The following is a 15,942-nucleotide window of genomic DNA, read 5'->3' as shown; positions in this document are numbered from 1 at the left end:
CGGACCAGGCGGAGAGGTTTGGGGGGGGCGCGCCGGCCCGGTGGCAGCCCCCCGACCGGCAGGCGGCCGGCCCAGGCCCCCCTCCAGCCACCCCGCCACACCGCGAGTCCGGCGTGGGTGAACACGCATCCCACTCCGATACCCCGATCAAGATCGCTGCACCAGAGGGCGGGATCGGTCAGAGTGTTGCGCAGACCGTCTACGCCGATGACTGTGAATTGGTCGCTGGCAGCCTCGGAGTAGCGGCGTACCTCGATCAAGCCATCGCGGACGAAGGGCAGCAACACTGCCAGCTACCCATCGGCCCAGTTCAAGCGCTGCCTGGCGTCCAGCTCAGCCGGCGGGCCGTCCCAGATACCGAACGGCCCGGTCAGCATCCCGCTAGCCTCGGCGGCGCGGACCAGGACCTCGCGCTGACCTACCTCCAGCTCGTCCCAGCGGAGAAGATCGCTGCTGTCTGCCGTGGGGTATGCGTCGTCGAACCACTGCTCCCAGACGAGCCGCGGGGCGGACAACCGGAACTGGGATGGCATATGCGGTGACCAGAGCCAGTTTTCCGCCTCCGCGCCGTATCGGCCACGGGATCGGGCACGCTCCGCCGCGGGGACCGCTGTTTACGGCGACCGGCAGCGTCTGAACACGCTGCGGGGCCCGGAGTAGGACGACGTGACCGCTGTATCCGGGGCCGAAGACGATGGCCTGGTTGGTGGGTGGGGCGCCGACGACACTGCTCTGCACCGTGGGTATCGCAGGAGCGAAGTCCGGCCCGCCCAGGTCTGCGGCGTCTGCTGCGTCACCGTCGCCCATGACGACTCCTTGTCTCGTCGACTCGGCGGGTCTGAGGCGCCTGATGAAACCGTGCCGGCCATCGAGGTCCCGGCTCGCACTATATCTTGTCATCCACTATATTCGGTGGATGGGTTCTAGGGCGATGACGGAACCGGCCTTCTTCATCCTCACCGCGCTGGTCGACGCTCCACGCCACGGCTACGGGATCGTCGCGGACGTGGCAGAGCTGTCGCGAGGGCGGGTGCAGCTGAAGATCGGCTCCCTGTACGGGGCTCTGGACCGGCTCGTCGGCGACGGCTTGGTCGAGCTGGACCGCGAGGAGGCATGGCAAGGGCGGTTACGCCGGTACTACCGATTGACTGAGCGGGGCCGCGACGCCCTCGCCGCGGAGGCGCAGCGGCTGGCTGCGAACGCGCGTCTCGCCTCGACCCGGCTAAGTGGCCGGCGGAACCCGATCACGGGGCCGGCGCCGTCATGAGCCGGCTCGAAGAGCGCTACCGCCTCGTGCTGCGGCTGCTGCCCGCCGCCTATCGGCAGCAGTGGGAAGACGACATGGTCGCCGCCTTCCTGGACAGCATGGACAACGACGACCCGGAAACCGCCGCGTACGCCGCAGACTACGGCCGGCCGAGCCTGGCGGAGGTCGCCAGCATCGTGTCCCTGGCTGTCCGGTTGCGTCTCGGGGGCCCCGACGCGCCAGCCCGTTCCTACGCCTGGGGACAAGCCGTGCGACTGGCGACCCTGATGGCGGCGCTGACCCACGCCGTCATGGTCACCGCCAGCGTCGCCGTCGCACTGTGGCTGTCCGGGAAGATCGCCTGGTTGCCGGCGCCCGCACCCGCGTGGGCGCTCACGCCGTCGGGGAGTATCTGGCACACCGCGTGGAACCTGGCCGGCTACGCCTGGCTGCCGGCCTACATCGCGCTCGTCCTCGGACACCGCCGCGTGGCCCAGGCCGTCGCCCTGCTCGCCATCGTGCCCCCCGCCGTCACCACCGCCGTGGAGCAGGCCGCCACCGATGTACCGCTATCCGTGACGCCCTGGGCGCTGCGGCTCACCGACGTCGTCCTGGTACTCGCCATGGCGGTGTTTCACCGCGACGCCCCACCGGTGCCGCGCCGCCCCTGGCTCCTCGCGATACCGATCGGCATCCTGCTCGTTCCCCTGCCGCTGTTCGCCATCCAGGCCACCAGCCAGGCACCGAGGCTGCTGGACTGGCCTGGCCTGTCCTGCGCCATAGTCGCCGCCGCCATCGCGGTCCACCTGGCCGGACGGACACCCAGGCAGCCAGCTCGCACGCTGCCGTGGTCACTGGCGCTCACCCTGCTCGCCGCGACCACCCTCGCCCTACGAATCGTCACCCTGCCTGACTACATCGACCAGGCACAACGCACCACACTCGTCACAATCGCAGCAACGGAAGTCATCGCCGTCCTGACGATGGCCCTACCGCTCGCCCGACGAGCCATCCGAGCACTGCGCCGACTTCCACCGATCCCCGCCGACGCCCAATGGCCCACCACACGGACCGAGTAGGACTCACCGCCATCGGGATGCCAAGGATGCACCCCCACATGCTGCGCCACACGTTCGTGACGACCATGCTCGACGCCGGCGTCAGCCTGCGCGACGTGCAGATCGCCGCCCGCCACGCCGACCCGCGAACCACCATGCGCTACGACCGAGCCCGCAAGAACCTCGACCGCCACCCCAACTACATCCTCGCCGCCTACATGGCCTCCGGAACATAGACCGCCGCTTGCCCCCTGCCGAGCTCAGGACGCAGCGTCGCTGACAACCGCCGACACCCTGTCGGGGGCCTGACCGGTATGTTGCGCGTATGTCTTCCCACCTGGGTCATGGTGCATCAGGAGCGATCCGGCGCTTCGCCGGATGGGTCGCGCGTGGCTCGGTCGGCTACCCCTTGTTGAAGGGCATCAACTACTGGGACGAGTTGAAGGACTCGCCTTCCCAGATGGAGATCTGCTTCGCCATCTTCGCTAACGTCCTTGAGCTCGACGAGCACGGAGTCCCAACCAACGAAAAGCACGCCGAGCGTCGCGCCGCGACGTGGCTCTACCAGTACTGCACTGGCAAGCTTCCTCCTGGAGAAGCCGAGCTTGCCTCGTGGGAGGTGCAGCTCTACTGACTGTTGGGTTTCTGGACCGGTTGCCCTGCTCCTGGTTGCCTGGGGACCGTCTCTTCGCGCGCATCGAGCCGGCTTGTCGGCCATCCGGATCTGCGGCCGGTCGTGCACGCCGGCCGACGGTGAGCCGTCACGCCCAGCGGCGACGAGGCCGAGTTGCGCGACGCCGCCGGCGAGCCGGTGGACACCTGGTCTGGACGGGCCGGGAAGGCCAGGGCTGGACGGTGTGCTGACCGATGCTCGGACCGGCTGACCACACGGCCTTGTGTCGTACCCCACCCGTACGCTTCGTGCCCATGGATCCCGTGTCGTCGGAACGGAAGCCGTGGGCCGAGCGTTCACAAACCATCGGCGCGCTGCCGGGCAAGCGCGACAACCTCCTCGCCGTTCTCCGCGTCGTCCTTGAAAGCCTTCCCGCCGGCCCCGGCACGCGGGTCAGCCTCGTGCGGGCGAACGGGGCGAGCGTCGACGCGGATCTCGAGGAGGTCTGCAAGCGCCAGCTGTCCGCCATGGGCCTGGTGTCGCGACGCCGGGACGGCGTCTGGGTGCCCGCGGCGGCGGCCTCGTCATGGCTGGCTGACGAATCCTCCCAGTCGCTCGCGGTCTACCTGCAGGGCCGGGTGAAATTCTTCGGCGAGCTGCTCCAGGCGCTGCCGGAGACCCATGCGCGGGCTGATCTGCTCGAAAAGGCGAAATCTTTCGGCCTGTTCTGGACCAGCCCCGATCAGATTCATCGGCGGATCACCTGGTTCACCGCTCTTGGGCTGGTCGAGCGCTGGGGAAACAGATACGTGCTGACCACCTCCGGCGAAGCGTTCCTCGGCGAGGTGATCCTGACGTCTCCCGACGAAGCTGCGAAATCTTCGCTTTTCACTCGGCTGGACGAGGCCGAGCTGCCGGAGCCAGCCGACTGGGTCGCCCGGCGGATCCGCGAACTGACTTCCGTGGCCCTGCGCGGGCGCAAGTCGCTTATCGGATACATCCCGCGCGGCCGCAACGCTCGGGGCCGCGACGAAGCGGGCGCTGGCCAGTCGCTCATCGAGTCGGTCAAGGCGGTGTGCGACATCCTCGGCGGCGGTGCCACCGCCGAGGAGTTCTTCGAACGCTGCAACGCCAGGCTCGGGATGAAGAAGAGCTCGTTCAACTCCACGCTGCACAGCTTCCGGCATCTCGGCGCCATCGACCTCGTCGCGTTCCAACGCTACGGCGTCTCCGCCGAGTTCTCCGGCCTCCTCGAGCTGGGCAACGAGATCGATCTGGTCCGCTATCTGCATACCCGCTACGCGTTCGTCGCCGAGATGCTCGGCCACGCCGACGCCGCGACGCCGGTCGGTGAGCTGGTCCGCATCGCCAAGGAGCAGTACGGACAACCCCTGTCCGACGCCGAGGTGCGGACCCGACTGGGTTTCCTGAACGACGCGGGCCTAGTCGAGCGGATCGACTGGATGCGATACCGCACCACCGAGTTGGGTCGCTTGCTCGCCGCTGAGTTGCCACTGTCGGAGCCGCTCGGCGAACGCGCCGACGGAGCCACCGACGAGGAAGCCGTCAACGCCGACGACCCGCCGGCCACCGCGGAGACGCTCGCGGGTCAACTACGCGCATGCGCCTACCGCAGCGACGCGAGCGAGGAGTTCGAGGCAGCCGTGGCGACCGCGTTCCGCTTCCTCGGGTTCCGCGCGGAGCATCTCGGCGGCAGCGGCCGGACGGACGTGCTGTTGACAGCCGAGCTGGCCGCAGCCGAGCGGTACCAAGCCATCGTCGAGGTGAAGTCCTCGGCCGCCGGGGTGGTCGCGGAAAACAGCATCAAGTTTGACGCGCTCAAGGACCACCAGCGTAAGCACCTCGCCGACTACGGGTTGGTCGTCGGTCCCGGCTTCGGCGGCCGCATCCGAGACTGGGCAGTCAACAACGGCTTCACGCTGCTGACCGTCGACGACCTCGCGGCCCTGCTCTGTCGGCATCAGATCAGTCCACTCACCCTAACCGAACTCCGCGTGCTGTTCGAACGGACCGGTGACGACCTCACCGATATCGAGGAGCAGTACAACGGCGCCGAACGATCGATCGATCTGATCACCCGCCTGATGGAGCTGCTGTACAACGAGGCCAACGACGAGGAACCGCTCAAGGGCGGCGCGATCAGCCGGGAGAACATCTCGTACGCCCTCAGGTCGATGAACCCCCGACCCACAAAAGCCGCGATCGACGAGTGCCTCCAGCTGTTGACGCACGACCTCGTCCGCGGCGCCGTCCAGGACGGGCCGCATTACCGTCTGGCGGACGCCCCGTCCAATGTCATGCGGCGGCTTGCCGGTCTCGGCATGGCCCTGGGCCGCTTTCAGCGCGTGTGACGCGATTCCTAGCGCTGGAACATGTGATCGGTCATGAGCTCGACGACGCACACGAGCGCGACGAGCAATCCCTCCGTCGAGCGAACCGGTCTGCCCGGCCGTACTGGCCAGTAGCGATCCGTTGGTCGGTGGCGCGCAGCCCAGCATGGATAGCGTCGAGATCCTTCACCAATTCTCTCCCACCCACTCGTAGACGTTAGCCACGCCGACGATGCCCTCGCACTCGTACAGGCCGAGGCGCCGCTCATAGTTTCGGCCCTCGAAGTCATCGAGGCGAGGCCAGATCGTCGGCAGCTCGGCGGAGGTGAACAACGCCGCCGGAACCCTCTGCCCGGACACGTCGGCCTCGAAGGCGGGAGAGCTGGACTGGTTGCGCAGCCACCCGGTCAGCGTGATCTCGGTCCAGTCGCCGGCGACACTGACTTCGTCCTGGTTGGGCTGAGCTGGCCGCAGCGTCCCGTAGGCGGCGAGCCTGTGGGAAGGCCGGACAAGCACAGCGTCGACGATTGCCTCGAGGATGGGAAGGACGAGCCGCCCCACCGCCTGGTTCCGCTCGCGCCGCTGCACGTCAGGTCCAGACGGCGTCTTCTCTCCGTGCTGGATGTTGTTCCGGACCACCAGCACCGCGCGGATCAGCTTGTTCAGCGTCTGCGCCGTGCCAGATTTCCGCTCATCCCAACGCAGCCAGCTATCGCGAAACTCCCGGTGCTGCCTCGACGCGCCGTGGACAACCGGCTCGGTCAGATCCGCGATCCGCTGACTCATGCCCGGCGATCCATGATCGAGGACCAGGGGCTCGAAGCGGGCAAACGCCGCCACCGCTGGGTGGCCAAGCAGACCGCGTTGGTTCGCGGCAGTCATCTCAAGAAGCAGGTTCTGGTGCTTGATCGATTCGGTGCGTCGGCCAGGCGCGTTTGGCCGATCCGGATGCGGAGAAAGCGGGGGCATCGTGCCGTCGAGACAATTCGCCAGCTGATTGAGCGCCCGGAAGTAGTCGGCGCATGCGGCCAGCTCCCAGCCGGCCCGACGTCGAGGCGCGGCTCGAGCATCGTTGATCAAATCCAGTACGACGAGCAAACCGTCACGCAGCGACGGGCTCTGCCACCAATGGTCTCCGCCCACGGCACCGAGTATCCCGACGCCGACACTTCCGTCAACACGCAACCTGAACCCAACCTCTGACCACGTGCGCCCGGATGGTGCTCAAGATTTTCACGGCCAGTCGTGTTCCCAAGCGACCCGCCCAGGGATCAACTGGATGGGCGCGGCCCTTCCAAGATCATGGGTGAGGCTGAGGATGGCGAAGGGCCTGCTCATGTAGCGGCAGGCCAAGCAGGTCGCTTCGGTGATGTCGGTGCGTCCGGCCAGGCGTAACGCGCCGACTGCGAGGTTGCGGAGGGACGCCATGGCGCGGGGGCGGGAGCGGGTACGGGTGCGGATGCGTGAGTGGTGAGACTTGGGTCCCATGGCAACCTTCTGAGCAGGTCTTTCTGCTCGGTGACCTTTTCGGCGAGCTCGAAGGGGTCAGCTCCGGTGGGTTGCATGATCGCTCGGGTGACGTCCTCTTTTGCCGAGAAGAGTGCATGCCTCGGGTGTGCGGATCGTCCTGTCGGTCTGCGGTAATCCGTGCGACCTTGATGGTGAAGATGGGTCGCGCCGGGCGGTCCGAGGCGGCCCTGGCCTAGGTGTCCTGCGGACGCGGTTTGGTGGTGGCATCACCGAGAGTCGCTCGCATGCGGCCGTGAGACCGGATACTGCCCGACCGAGACTCGAACCTCTCGTGTGGGTTGGCGGCGCAGAGATCACTCCGAGTCGACGTACGCTGACCAGGAACGAGGAGGAGCCGAGGTGATCCGAGTACTGCTGGCCGAGGACGTGCGCGTGCTGCGGGAGGCGCTGGCGGAGCTGCTGGGTCACGAGGACGACATCGAGGTCGTTGCGGCGGTCGACCGGGGCGATGCGGTCGTGCCGGCCGCGGTGCGGCACCGGCCGGACGTCGCGGTGATCGACATCGAGATGCCCGGCATCGACGGCCTCGATGCGGCCGCGCGCCTGCGGCGGGAGCTGCCCACCTGCCGGACCCTGGTACTGACCGGGATCGGCGGCCCGGCCACCCTGCGACGCGGAGTGCAGGCGCAGGTAGCAGGGTTCATGCTCAAGGACTCGGGGCCACGCGAGGTCGCCGACGCGATCCGTACCGTGGCCGCCGGTGGACGGGTGCTCGACCCGCAGCTGGCCTACGTGGCGCTCGGCTCGACCGACAGCCCGCTCACCGAGCGGGAGACCGAGGTGCTCCGGCTCACCGCCTCAGGCGCGACGCCGCGGGAGGTCGCCGCCAGCCTCTACCTGACGTACGGCACGGTCCGGAACTACCTGGCCTCAGCGGTCACCAAGCTCGACGCCCGCAACCGGGTCGACGCGATCCGGATCGCGGCCGAGGCGGGTTGGCTGTAGCCGTCCCGGCCGCCCGGCCCGCAGAGGTACGTCGGCGGCGAGGACGAACGCCTCCCCGTGGGTCTCCGTACTGAGCCGTCCGCCGGCCGCGGTGAGTCGGGCGCTCAGGCCGACCAGGCCGGTGCCGGTCCGGTGGGTGGTGTCCGCGTCGCCGACGCCGTCGTTGACGACGAGCAACGTCGCCGTACCGGCCCGTACGGTCAGGGTGATCGTGCAGGTACTCGCGGCGGCGTGGCGCACGACGTTGGTGACCGCCTCCCGCAGCACGGTCGCCAGCAGCATGTCGACGCCGGCCGGTACGGAGCTGGTGTCCGCGGTCGCCTCGCCCCGGATTTCCGAGGCGTCGAGCAGGGACCTGGCGGCCCGGAGTTCCGCGGCGAAGTCCAGCTGGTGGGTGTCCGCGGTGACCGCGCGAAGCTCCGCGAGGCCGCGTTCGGCGAGCCGGCCGAGTTCGGCGATCTCGGACCGGGCCCGGGCCCGGTCGGTGCCGAGCAGTCGCACGATCAGCTCGCACTTCAGGCCGATGCCGGTCACGCTGAACCCGAGCAGGTCGTGCACGTCGCGCGCGACCCGGAGCCGTTCGCGTACCACGGCCAGCCGGGCGAGGCCATCGCGCGCCTCGGTGAGTTCTCGCGCGAGCTCCGGCAGCCGGCAGTAGGCGTACACCTGGAGAAGGGTCGCGGTCAGGCTCGCGACCAGGTAGACGCGGTCGCCGAGGGTGGTTGTCGGCGGCTGCATCAGCAGCAGTTCCACCAACACGACCGCCAGCACGCCGGCGGAGAAGACGGGACGGCACCGGTAGAGCACCGCGCCGGCGACCAGCACGATCACCGGGGCGAAGTGCGGCCCGGTGAGCGCGACCACGACCATCAGCAGGACGAGGTGGCCGGGCAGCGTCCACCGCCACCACCGCGGTACGCGACCGCCCACCCGCGGCGCGCCGTGGTACATCTGCAGACCGACGGATCCGGCCAGAACCAGCACCGCGAGCGCCCACCCGGCGGCACCCGGCCGGACGTAGAAGGCGAGGTTCACCAGGACGAGCAGGGCGCAGCCGATCGTCGTGGCCAGGGTGAACGACCGGGCGAGCCGTGGCGAGATCGTGGTCGCCGGCGCGGTGTCCGTACCGGTCGGACGCGGGTGCATCGCGCGCCGGAGATCGGTGATGGACCGCGCGGTGTGCGCCGCGTGCCGGGCGTGCGCGGCGATCTCGGCCAGCCGTGCCGGGGCATCCGGGTCGTCGATGCCGTGTCCGCTCAGCCGGCGTACCGCGGACAGGTCCGCGCCCAGCACCGTACGCAGGTGTTCGGCGGTGTCGAGGCGTTCCGCCGCCACCGCGAGCGCCGTGTACTCGGTCCGCTCGGCTGCGACGCGCCGGGTCAGGTCGGTCAGCACCACCACACCGAACAGGCTCAACCCGACTAGGACGTCGATGACCAGCCGGCCGACCAGGGCAAGCCCGGCCACTCCGGGTTCCTGGAACGCCGCGCTCAGGCCAATGTCCACCGCGACCGCGAGTACCGACAGCGGCCAGGAGACCCGGCGCGGTGCGGCGAACAGCAGCGAGGCGACCACCACACCGGCGACCGGGCCCCACACCCCGCCCACCACGACGTACGGGGCGAACGCCAGGACGGCCTGGGCGGTCAGCACGGCGTCGGTGGCACGGGCGGACAGGCGCCGGGTCGCGGTCACGAACAGCAGCGCGGCGAGCCCGCCGATCGCCGCTACAGCGACCCCGGTGGGCACCCCGGAAGCTGCTGACGGTCCGTAGTCGCCGGAGAAGACGAATCCGCTGCGGCCCACGAACCAGGCGGCGAGCGTGACGGTCAGCAGTACGAGTGCCAGCTGCGGTCTTGCTCGCACTCCGCCTCCCTGACCTCGACGAACTGCATAATGCACGGGTCGCTCGTGCAGTGTCAACGCGGGTTGCGGGCACTGTGCCGGCCGACCGGTGCGTCACGCACTGTCGTCGGCGCCGCGGTCACCGCAGGCTGGTGCCATGACGAACAACGACACCGAGATCCGGCCTTTCCGGGTCTCCGTGCCCGATGCCGATCTCGCCGATCTGCGGGACCGGCTGGACCGTGTCCGGTGGACCGACCCGGCGCCGGATGCCGGCTACGGGGTGGATTTGGCCGACCTGCGCCGGCTGGTCGACCACTGGCGGTCCGGTTTCGACTGGCGCGCACAGGAAGCGAGGATCAACGAACATCCCCAGTTCACCACCACGATCGACGGCCAGAACATCCACTTCCTGCACGTACGGTCGCCGGAATCCAGTGCGACGCCGCTGATCCTGACTCACGGGTGGCCGGGATCGGTGGTGGAGTTCCTGGACCTGATCGGTCCGCTGACCGATCCGGCCGCGCACGGCGGGGATCCGGCGGACGCGTTCCACCTGGTGATCCCGTCCCTGCCGGGCTTCGGTTTCTCCGGGCCGACCACCGAGGCCGGCTGGGGCAGCGACCGTACGGCGGCGGCCTGGGCGGAGCTGATGGCGCGCCTCGGCTACGAGCGGTACGGGGCGCACGGCAACGATGCGGGGTCGATGATCTCGCCGCGGCTGGCCGCGTACGCCGGCGAGCGCGTGCTCGGCGTCCACGTCACGCAGGTGTTCTCGTTCCCGTCCGGCGACCCGGCCGAGTTCGCCGGCATGTCCGAGCAGGACATGGCCCAGATGCAGCAGTTGCAGTGGTTCATGGCGGCGAAGTTCTCGTTCAACCAGCTCCAGTCGCAGCAGCCGCAGACGCTCGCGCACGCGCTGGCCGACTCGCCGGCCGGCCTGCTCGGCTGGAACCTGCAGCTGATGGACGACGAGGCGATGGGCGGGCGGCGGCTCGACGACGACTTCGTCCTGACCAACACGGCCATCTACTGGCTCACCAACACCGGCGGCTCCGCGATCCGCTTCTACCGCGAGGACGCCAACGCCGACAGCGCGCCCGCCGAGCCCAGTACGTTTCCGCTCGGCCTGGCCGGTTTCGCCGGAGACTTCTCGGGCGTCCGGAAGTTCGCCGAGCGCGACCACACGAACATCGTCCAGTGGAACCTCTACGAGGCCCGCGGCGGCCACTACGCCGCGCACCTGGAACCGGAGCTGATGGTCTCCGACATCCGGGGTTTCTTCCGCGCCCTGCGACCGACTGCCAAGAACAGCAAGACCCATGACGAACACCAGACAGGAGGAGCATCACGATGAGTGACGAGATCACGCCGTTTCGGGTCGACGTCCCCCAGGCCGACCTCGACGATCTCCGGCAGCGGCTGGCCTGGACCCGGTGGGCGGAGGAACTGCCCGCGGGCGAGTCGGCGCCGGCCGGCCCGGTGCCGCCCGGTTGGGAGTACGGCGTACCGGTGGGTTACGTCAAGCAGTTGGTCGAGCGGTGGCGCACCAGCTACGACTGGCGGGCCTGGGAGGCGAAGCTGAACGCGTACCCGCAGTTCACTACTGAGATCGACGGCCAGAACGTCCACTTCCTGCACGTGCGGTCGCCGGAGCCGGACGCGACGCCGCTGATCCTGACCCACGGCTGGCCGACCTCGGTGGTGGAGTGGCTGGACGTGATCGGCCCGCTCACCGACCCGCGGGGTCACGGCGGCGACCCGGCGGGCGCGTTCCACCTCGTCATTCCGTCGGTGCCGGGCTTCGGCTTCTCCGGGCCGACCCGGGAGCGCGGTTGGGACCGGTACCGGGTGGCCAGGGCCTGGACCGAGCTGATGCGCCGGCTCGGGTACGACCGGTACGGCGCGGTCGGCAACGACGGCGGGTCGCTGATCTCGCCCGAGGTGGGCCGGGTCGACCCCGAGCACGTGTGCGGCGTGCACGTGACGCAGGTCTTCTCATTCCCGTCGGGCGACCCCGCCGAGCTGGCCGGCCTGTCCGAGGAGGAGCGCGGCAAGCTCGCGTTCGCCGAGTGGTTCACCCAGAACCGGGGCGCGTACGACAAGCTCCAGTCCACCGAGCCGCAGAATCTGGCGCACGCCCTGGCCGACTCCCCGGCCGGTCTGCTGGGCTGGCACGCGCAGCTGCTCGGCGCTTCGCTCGACCCGGATTATGTGCTCACGAACGTGATGATCTACTGGCTGACCAACACGGCCGCCTCAGCCGCCCGGTTCTACTACGAGGACGCGGCGGCGGCCCCCGCACAGCAGAAGTCGAACGGCCGGGGCACGTCCGTGCCCGAGCCGACCACCGTGCCCCTCGGCCTGGCCAATTTCGCCTGGGACTTCCAGTCGATCCGGACGTTCGCCGACCGCGACCACAAGAACATCCTCTCCTGGAACGTCTACGACCGGGGCAGCCACTTCGCCGCGCACGACGCGCCCGATCTGCTCGTCGACGACATCCGGCAGTTCTTCCGCAAGGTTCGCTGATCCGCCGCCGGTTGTCGGCGGACCCCATCAGATCCCCATGTTTTCGCACGAAGGGAAACCCTCATGTATCTCGTCATCGGTGCCACGGCTCACTTCGGACGTCAGGCGGTAGAGGAGCTGGTCGCCGCGGGTGCGCCGGTGCGGGCGCTGACCCGTACCCCGGAGCGGGCCGGGCTCCCGGCGGAGGTCGACGTCGTCCGGGGCGATCTGACCAAGCCCGAGACGCTGCCGGCGGCGCTGGCCGGCGTCGAGGCCGCCTTCCTAGTTCTGCAGTACGGGATGGATGTCGCTCCGCTGCTGGCGGCCGCGGGCCGGGCCGGGGTGCGTCGGCTGGTGTTCCTGTCCTCGGGGGCGGTCGTCCCGGGCGCCGAGCGGCAGCCCGACGTGATCGCCCAGTACCACCGCGACGTCGAGCGGGCCATCGAGGCGTCCGGGATCGAGTGGACGTTCCTGCGGCTGCTGTTCCCCGCCATCAACTCGTTGACGTTCGCGATGCAGCTCCAGGGCGGTGACGTCATTCGCGCGCCGTACGCCGAAGCGGCCTTCAGCGCCGTGCACGAGCGGGACGTCGCCGAGGTGGCCGCGCGGATCCTGATCGGCGGCGGGCACGTGGGGCGGGCCTACGACCTGACCGGCCCGGAGTCGCTGACCCAGGCACGGCAGGTCCGCATCCTCGGCGAGGCGCTGGGGCGCCCGCTCACCGTCGAGGACCTCGACCCGGAGCCCGTGCTGGAGCAGATGAGCCAGTTCATGGACCCCGAGTTCCTGGCCGCGCTGTTCGCTCTCATGGCGGACGCGGTCGGCAAGCCCGCGCCGGTCAACGACGTCATCGAGCAGATCACCGGGCACCCCGCGCGCACCTACGCCCGGTGGGCCGCGGATCACCGGGCCGACTTCGGCGGTTGATCAACGAGGCAGGGGCGGCATCCGTCGCCCCTGCCGTGTGGACGGAAAGGACGGCACGGTGGCACAGGTGCTGGGGCGACGGGAGTTGGGACGCGCCCTGCTGGCCCGTCAGATGCTGCTGGAACGGGCCGACGCGACCGTCGAGGAGGCGGTCACCCGGCTGGTCGGCATGCAGGCGCAGGCGCCGTACGCGCCCTACTTCGGGCTCTGGAGCAGATTGCGGAAGTTCGGCACCGCCGACCTGGCGGACGCGCTGACCGAGCGCCGCCTGGTGCGGGTCGCGCTGATGCGCAGCACCGTTCACCTGGTCACCACGGCGGACTACCGCTCGTTTCGGCCATGGGTGCAGCCCGCGCTCGACCGTGAGCTGGACACCGCATTCAAAACGGCCCTAACCGGTCTGGACCGTGTGGCCGTGGCGGAGTCCGGCCGGGCGCTGCTCGGCGCACGGCACCTCACCCCCAAGGAGCTCGGGGCGGCGCTGCACCAGCGGTGGCCCGATCGCGAACCCCGCGCGCTCGCCACCGTAGTGCGCAACCTCGTGCCGCTGGTGCAGGTGCCGCCACGCGCCGTCTGGGGCGTCGGCGGCACCACCCGGTACGCGACGGCGGCCGGCTGGACCGGAGCCGAGCCCGCCCCCGCCGCCGACTCCGAACAGATCGTGCTGCGCTACCTCGCCGCGTTCGGCCCGGCCTCGGTCACCGACGTGCAGACATGGGCCGGCCGAACCCGGCTGCGTCCCGTCCTGGAGAGGCTGCGGCCGCGGCTGGCGGTCTTCCACGACGAGCACGGGGTGGAACTGTTCGACCTCCCGGATGCGCCACGCCCCGGCGCCGACGCCCACGCGCCGGTCCGCTTCCTGCCCGAATACGACAACCTGCTGGCCTCCCACGCCGACCGCACCCGCGTGATCTCGGAGGAGGCCCGCAAACGAGTCATGACACGCAACGGGATGCGCGCCACCTTCCTGGTGGACGGGCAGGTGACGGGCGCCTGGAAGCTCCACCTGGGCAAGGCGTCAGCGACTCTGGAGATCGACCCGTTCCGGCCGCTGACCGCCAGCGAGCGCGCCGAGGTCGAGGCCGAAGGCGCCCGGCTGTTGGAGTTCGCCGCGCCCGGCGCCAGCCACGACCTCCGAGCGGCAGGGCCATGACAGGCCAGATGTCTTGGTGGTTCACCCGCCCCGGGATCGGCCGAGCCCGTGATCGGCCGGCTCCTGCTGGACACCGCCGGGCGGCTGCTTCTGTGTGTCGCCGTCACGGCGGGCCCCGGCGGCGTGCTGGTGGGCCCGGGGTGACGGTCGAGTCCACGCTCACCGTCCGGCCGATCAATCCGGCCGCGTCCGCGCGGGCCGGCAACAAGGCCAGGATCTGTGCCCAGACACCGTCGCGCTGCCACCGGCGAAACCACCGCTACAAGGTCTGCCACGGCGGATACACCGTGGGCACGTCGCGCCACGGTGAGCCGGTCCGGACCCGCCACCGGATCCCGTCGATGATCACTCGCATGGTCCATCTGCGTGGCCGATCACGACCCGTTCCCGCAGGCAGCAACGCCTCCAGCGCCGCCCACTGCAAGTCGGTCAGGTCGTGCCGCCTCGCTGCCGCACGAGGTCTCCGGTGTGAAGTTCTGGCTTGGTCGCTGAACCACATACCGGAGACCTCTTCAGTTATCGATCACCGCCACGCCGCAACATCGACGGCGCTACGAGACAAGGCCTAGCCTAGTACCGACGCAGTTGTCTGCTGGTCGACCCAGTACCACAGGCTGGGCGTCGCCGCTCTGCGCCGAACCGCCGGCGACGCGGTCGACGCCGAGCCGGGGACCACGCCGGAGCCCTGACCGCGTCAGCCGTTGAAGTCAGTCATCAGCCAGATCCGGTCGAAGGCGCGCTCGGCCAGATCCGCATGCTTGATCATGAAGTTGACTACAATCAGCGTCTCGCCGAACGCGTCACCCACCTGCCCCTCGTCCAGCCAGACGGTGGCTAGCACGGTGTGCTCGTTTGCGTTGAGGATGGGGTTGTCCGCGCCGCCGGTGCTGGCGCCGCCGTAACCGCCGAGAGAAAACTCGTAATCGTTGTCCTCGAGGTCCCACATCACCTCTCCGATCACTTCCTCGACCTCGTCGTCCAAGCGAAGGTCGAACGGCACCTCGTGCTCGTTCTCTGGAAGGCTCCAGCCGGCACGAGCGTGCAGCAGAATCGGACCGAAGACCGGCACCCCGGGGTTCGGGTGCTCGGTTACCGGGGTGCCGGCCGGCACATGAACGATCCGGCAGTCGTTGGGCGTGAAGTCCGGCTCGACGAAGAACAGCAGCGACCCGTCGGTCGGCAGGTCAAGGTCGTGCCCGTGCGAGGGGATCGCGGCGAGGTCGAGCGTCAACACGAGACTCTGCCCGGGAGGCCACTCCTCGCCCTCCGGCAACGCCGCGAGACCGCCGAACCGACCGGCCACAGGCAGGCCGTCGCCCTCCGGAACCAGCTCCGTCTGTGGTCGGGCTAGCCGCACCCTGCGCTCGATCTCGTCCACCGGCACGCCCTTTTCCCGGGCTGCGCCCCGAAACTCCTGTCGTACATCCATGGCCGGGCATGGTGCCTGAAGGATCCGACAAACATCAAAAGGCCAGTTCGCGGCAGGCGCCGAGGCGCAGGCCACCAGGCGGAACGGTGGAGGTGAGACCGGTCAAGCTGCCGTCGGGGACGTTGCGCAGCTGGTCGACAAGCTGGAACCGCGCGACAAGTCGACGTACTACGAAACACGGCCTAGCAGCGGAAACGCCTCTCGACACCTCACACCACTGCCTCACTGTCCGCCGGCCTCTTGCGGACTGGATGCGGACCGCTGACCCCCCCTGATCCGTAGCCTCGACGCGAGGCCGGTCACGGATGGGGCAACGACTTGGCGTGAGCGACGG

13 protein-coding genes and 2 pseudogenes are annotated in these 15,942 nt (G+C 69.5%); 10 read left to right on the top strand and 5 right to left on the bottom strand.

Going from position 1 to position 15,942, the window contains the following annotated elements:
- Window positions 1-293 precede the first annotated feature (293 nt).
- A complete protein-coding gene (locus FXF52_RS29930) occupies window positions 294-533 on the bottom strand; it encodes a hypothetical protein (RefSeq protein ID WP_148801754.1) in 240 nt (79 codons plus the stop codon).
- A 398-nt stretch (window positions 534-931) separates the two neighbouring features.
- Here FXF52_RS29930 and FXF52_RS29925 point away from each other — a divergent pair, with 398 nt between their 5' ends.
- The 5 genes and pseudogenes from FXF52_RS29925 (at window position 932) to FXF52_RS29905 (ending at window position 5,289) form a co-directional block, all read left to right on the top strand.
- The gene (locus FXF52_RS29925) at window positions 932-1,267 is read left to right on the top strand and encodes a PadR family transcriptional regulator (RefSeq protein ID WP_148801752.1); all 336 of its coding nucleotides are present in this window, start codon (window positions 932-934) and stop codon (window positions 1,265-1,267) included.
- Complete coding sequence (locus FXF52_RS29920) at window positions 1,264-2,325, top strand: hypothetical protein (RefSeq protein WP_148801750.1); 1,062 nt, start codon at window positions 1,264-1,266, stop codon at window positions 2,323-2,325. The genes FXF52_RS29925 and FXF52_RS29920 overlap by 4 nt, the downstream gene beginning before the upstream one ends.
- A 14-nt stretch (window positions 2,326-2,339) precedes the next feature.
- Window positions 2,340-2,540, top strand: a pseudogene (locus tag FXF52_RS29915) (tyrosine-type recombinase/integrase); the annotation flags it as partial.
- 89 nt (window positions 2,541-2,629) lie between these two features.
- Window positions 2,630-2,938, top strand: a complete 309-nt coding sequence (locus FXF52_RS29910) for a hypothetical protein (RefSeq protein ID WP_148801748.1) — start codon at window positions 2,630-2,632, stop codon at window positions 2,936-2,938.
- A 293-nt stretch (window positions 2,939-3,231) separates the two neighbouring features.
- On the top strand, window positions 3,232-5,289 hold the full coding sequence (locus tag FXF52_RS29905; protein ID WP_148801746.1) for a hypothetical protein: 2,058 nt from the start codon (window positions 3,232-3,234) through the stop codon (window positions 5,287-5,289).
- A gap of 165 nt (window positions 5,290-5,454) precedes the next feature.
- On the opposite strand, the gene FXF52_RS29900 is transcribed toward FXF52_RS29905, so the two are convergent.
- The gene (locus FXF52_RS29900) at window positions 5,455-6,411 is read right to left on the bottom strand and encodes a gamma-glutamylcyclotransferase family protein (RefSeq protein WP_148801744.1); all 957 of its coding nucleotides are present in this window, start codon (window positions 6,409-6,411) and stop codon (window positions 5,455-5,457) included.
- Window positions 6,412-7,137: 726 nt separating this feature from the next.
- On the opposite strand from FXF52_RS29900, the gene FXF52_RS29890 reads away from it, so the two are divergent.
- Window positions 7,138-7,743: a DNA-binding response regulator gene (locus FXF52_RS29890; protein WP_148801740.1), complete on the top strand. Its 606-nt coding sequence runs from the start codon at window positions 7,138-7,140 to the stop codon at window positions 7,741-7,743.
- Here FXF52_RS29890 and FXF52_RS29885 read toward each other — a convergent pair.
- On the bottom strand, window positions 7,669-9,609 hold the full coding sequence (locus FXF52_RS29885) for a histidine kinase (protein ID WP_148801738.1): 1,941 nt from the start codon (window positions 9,607-9,609) through the stop codon (window positions 7,669-7,671). The genes FXF52_RS29890 and FXF52_RS29885 overlap by 75 nt on opposite strands.
- 136 nt (window positions 9,610-9,745) lie before the next feature.
- On the opposite strand from FXF52_RS29885, the gene FXF52_RS29880 reads away from it, so the two are divergent.
- The 4 genes from FXF52_RS29880 to FXF52_RS29865 all read left to right on the top strand — a co-directional run bounded on the left by FXF52_RS29880 (window position 9,746) and on the right by FXF52_RS29865 (window position 14,179).
- Window positions 9,746-10,945: an epoxide hydrolase family protein gene (locus FXF52_RS29880; RefSeq protein WP_148801736.1), complete on the top strand. Its 1,200-nt coding sequence runs from the start codon at window positions 9,746-9,748 to the stop codon at window positions 10,943-10,945.
- On the top strand, window positions 10,942-12,120 hold the full coding sequence (locus FXF52_RS29875; protein ID WP_187413792.1) for an epoxide hydrolase family protein: 1,179 nt from the start codon (window positions 10,942-10,944) through the stop codon (window positions 12,118-12,120). The genes FXF52_RS29880 and FXF52_RS29875 overlap by 4 nt, the downstream gene beginning before the upstream one ends.
- Before the next feature lie 63 nt (window positions 12,121-12,183).
- On the top strand, window positions 12,184-13,026 hold the full coding sequence (locus FXF52_RS29870; RefSeq protein ID WP_148801732.1) for an NAD(P)H-binding protein: 843 nt from the start codon (window positions 12,184-12,186) through the stop codon (window positions 13,024-13,026).
- Between the two features lie 58 nt (window positions 13,027-13,084).
- On the top strand, window positions 13,085-14,179 hold the full coding sequence (locus FXF52_RS29865) for a winged helix DNA-binding domain-containing protein (protein ID WP_222870758.1): 1,095 nt from the start codon (window positions 13,085-13,087) through the stop codon (window positions 14,177-14,179).
- A 24-nt stretch (window positions 14,180-14,203) separates the two neighbouring features.
- Here the strand turns inward: FXF52_RS29865 and FXF52_RS29860 are convergent.
- Together FXF52_RS29860 and FXF52_RS29855 are read right to left on the bottom strand one after the other, a co-directional pair.
- Window positions 14,204-14,678 (bottom strand): annotated as a pseudogene (locus FXF52_RS29860) (IS5 family transposase); the annotation flags it as partial.
- Between the two features lie 195 nt (window positions 14,679-14,873).
- Window positions 14,874-15,608 (bottom strand): DUF1963 domain-containing protein, encoded by a 735-nt coding sequence (locus FXF52_RS29855; protein WP_148801728.1) that lies wholly within the window; start codon window positions 15,606-15,608, stop codon window positions 14,874-14,876.
- Window positions 15,609-15,942 lie beyond the last annotated feature (334 nt).

The organism is Micromonospora sp. MP36 (assembly GCF_008119785.1).
Taxonomy (GTDB): domain Bacteria; phylum Actinomycetota; class Actinomycetes; order Mycobacteriales; family Micromonosporaceae; genus Micromonospora.
The sequence above is the reverse complement of the archived record's forward strand: the minus strand, read 5'-3'. Positions and strand labels throughout refer to the sequence as shown.

What these genes read in the sequence shown, in the direction of transcription:
- FXF52_RS29870 (WP_148801732.1), top strand. Translation starts at nt 12,184, where the DNA reads ATGTATCTCGTCATCGGTGCCACGGCTCACTTCGGACGTCAGGCGGTA.
- FXF52_RS29930 (WP_148801754.1), bottom strand. Translation starts at nt 533, where the DNA reads ATGCCATCCCAGTTCCGGTTGTCCGCCCCGCGGCTCGTCTGGGAGCAG.
- FXF52_RS29920 (WP_148801750.1), top strand. Translation starts at nt 1,264, where the DNA reads ATGAGCCGGCTCGAAGAGCGCTACCGCCTCGTGCTGCGGCTGCTGCCC.
- FXF52_RS29925 (WP_148801752.1), top strand. Translation starts at nt 932, where the DNA reads ATGACGGAACCGGCCTTCTTCATCCTCACCGCGCTGGTCGACGCTCCA.
- FXF52_RS29855 (WP_148801728.1), bottom strand. Translation starts at nt 15,608, where the DNA reads ATGGATGTACGACAGGAGTTTCGGGGCGCAGCCCGGGAAAAGGGCGTG.
- FXF52_RS29875 (WP_187413792.1), top strand. Translation starts at nt 10,942, where the DNA reads ATGAGTGACGAGATCACGCCGTTTCGGGTCGACGTCCCCCAGGCCGAC.
- FXF52_RS29905 (WP_148801746.1), top strand. Translation starts at nt 3,232, where the DNA reads ATGGATCCCGTGTCGTCGGAACGGAAGCCGTGGGCCGAGCGTTCACAA.
- FXF52_RS29880 (WP_148801736.1), top strand. Translation starts at nt 9,746, where the DNA reads ATGACGAACAACGACACCGAGATCCGGCCTTTCCGGGTCTCCGTGCCC.
- FXF52_RS29910 (WP_148801748.1), top strand. Translation starts at nt 2,630, where the DNA reads ATGTCTTCCCACCTGGGTCATGGTGCATCAGGAGCGATCCGGCGCTTC.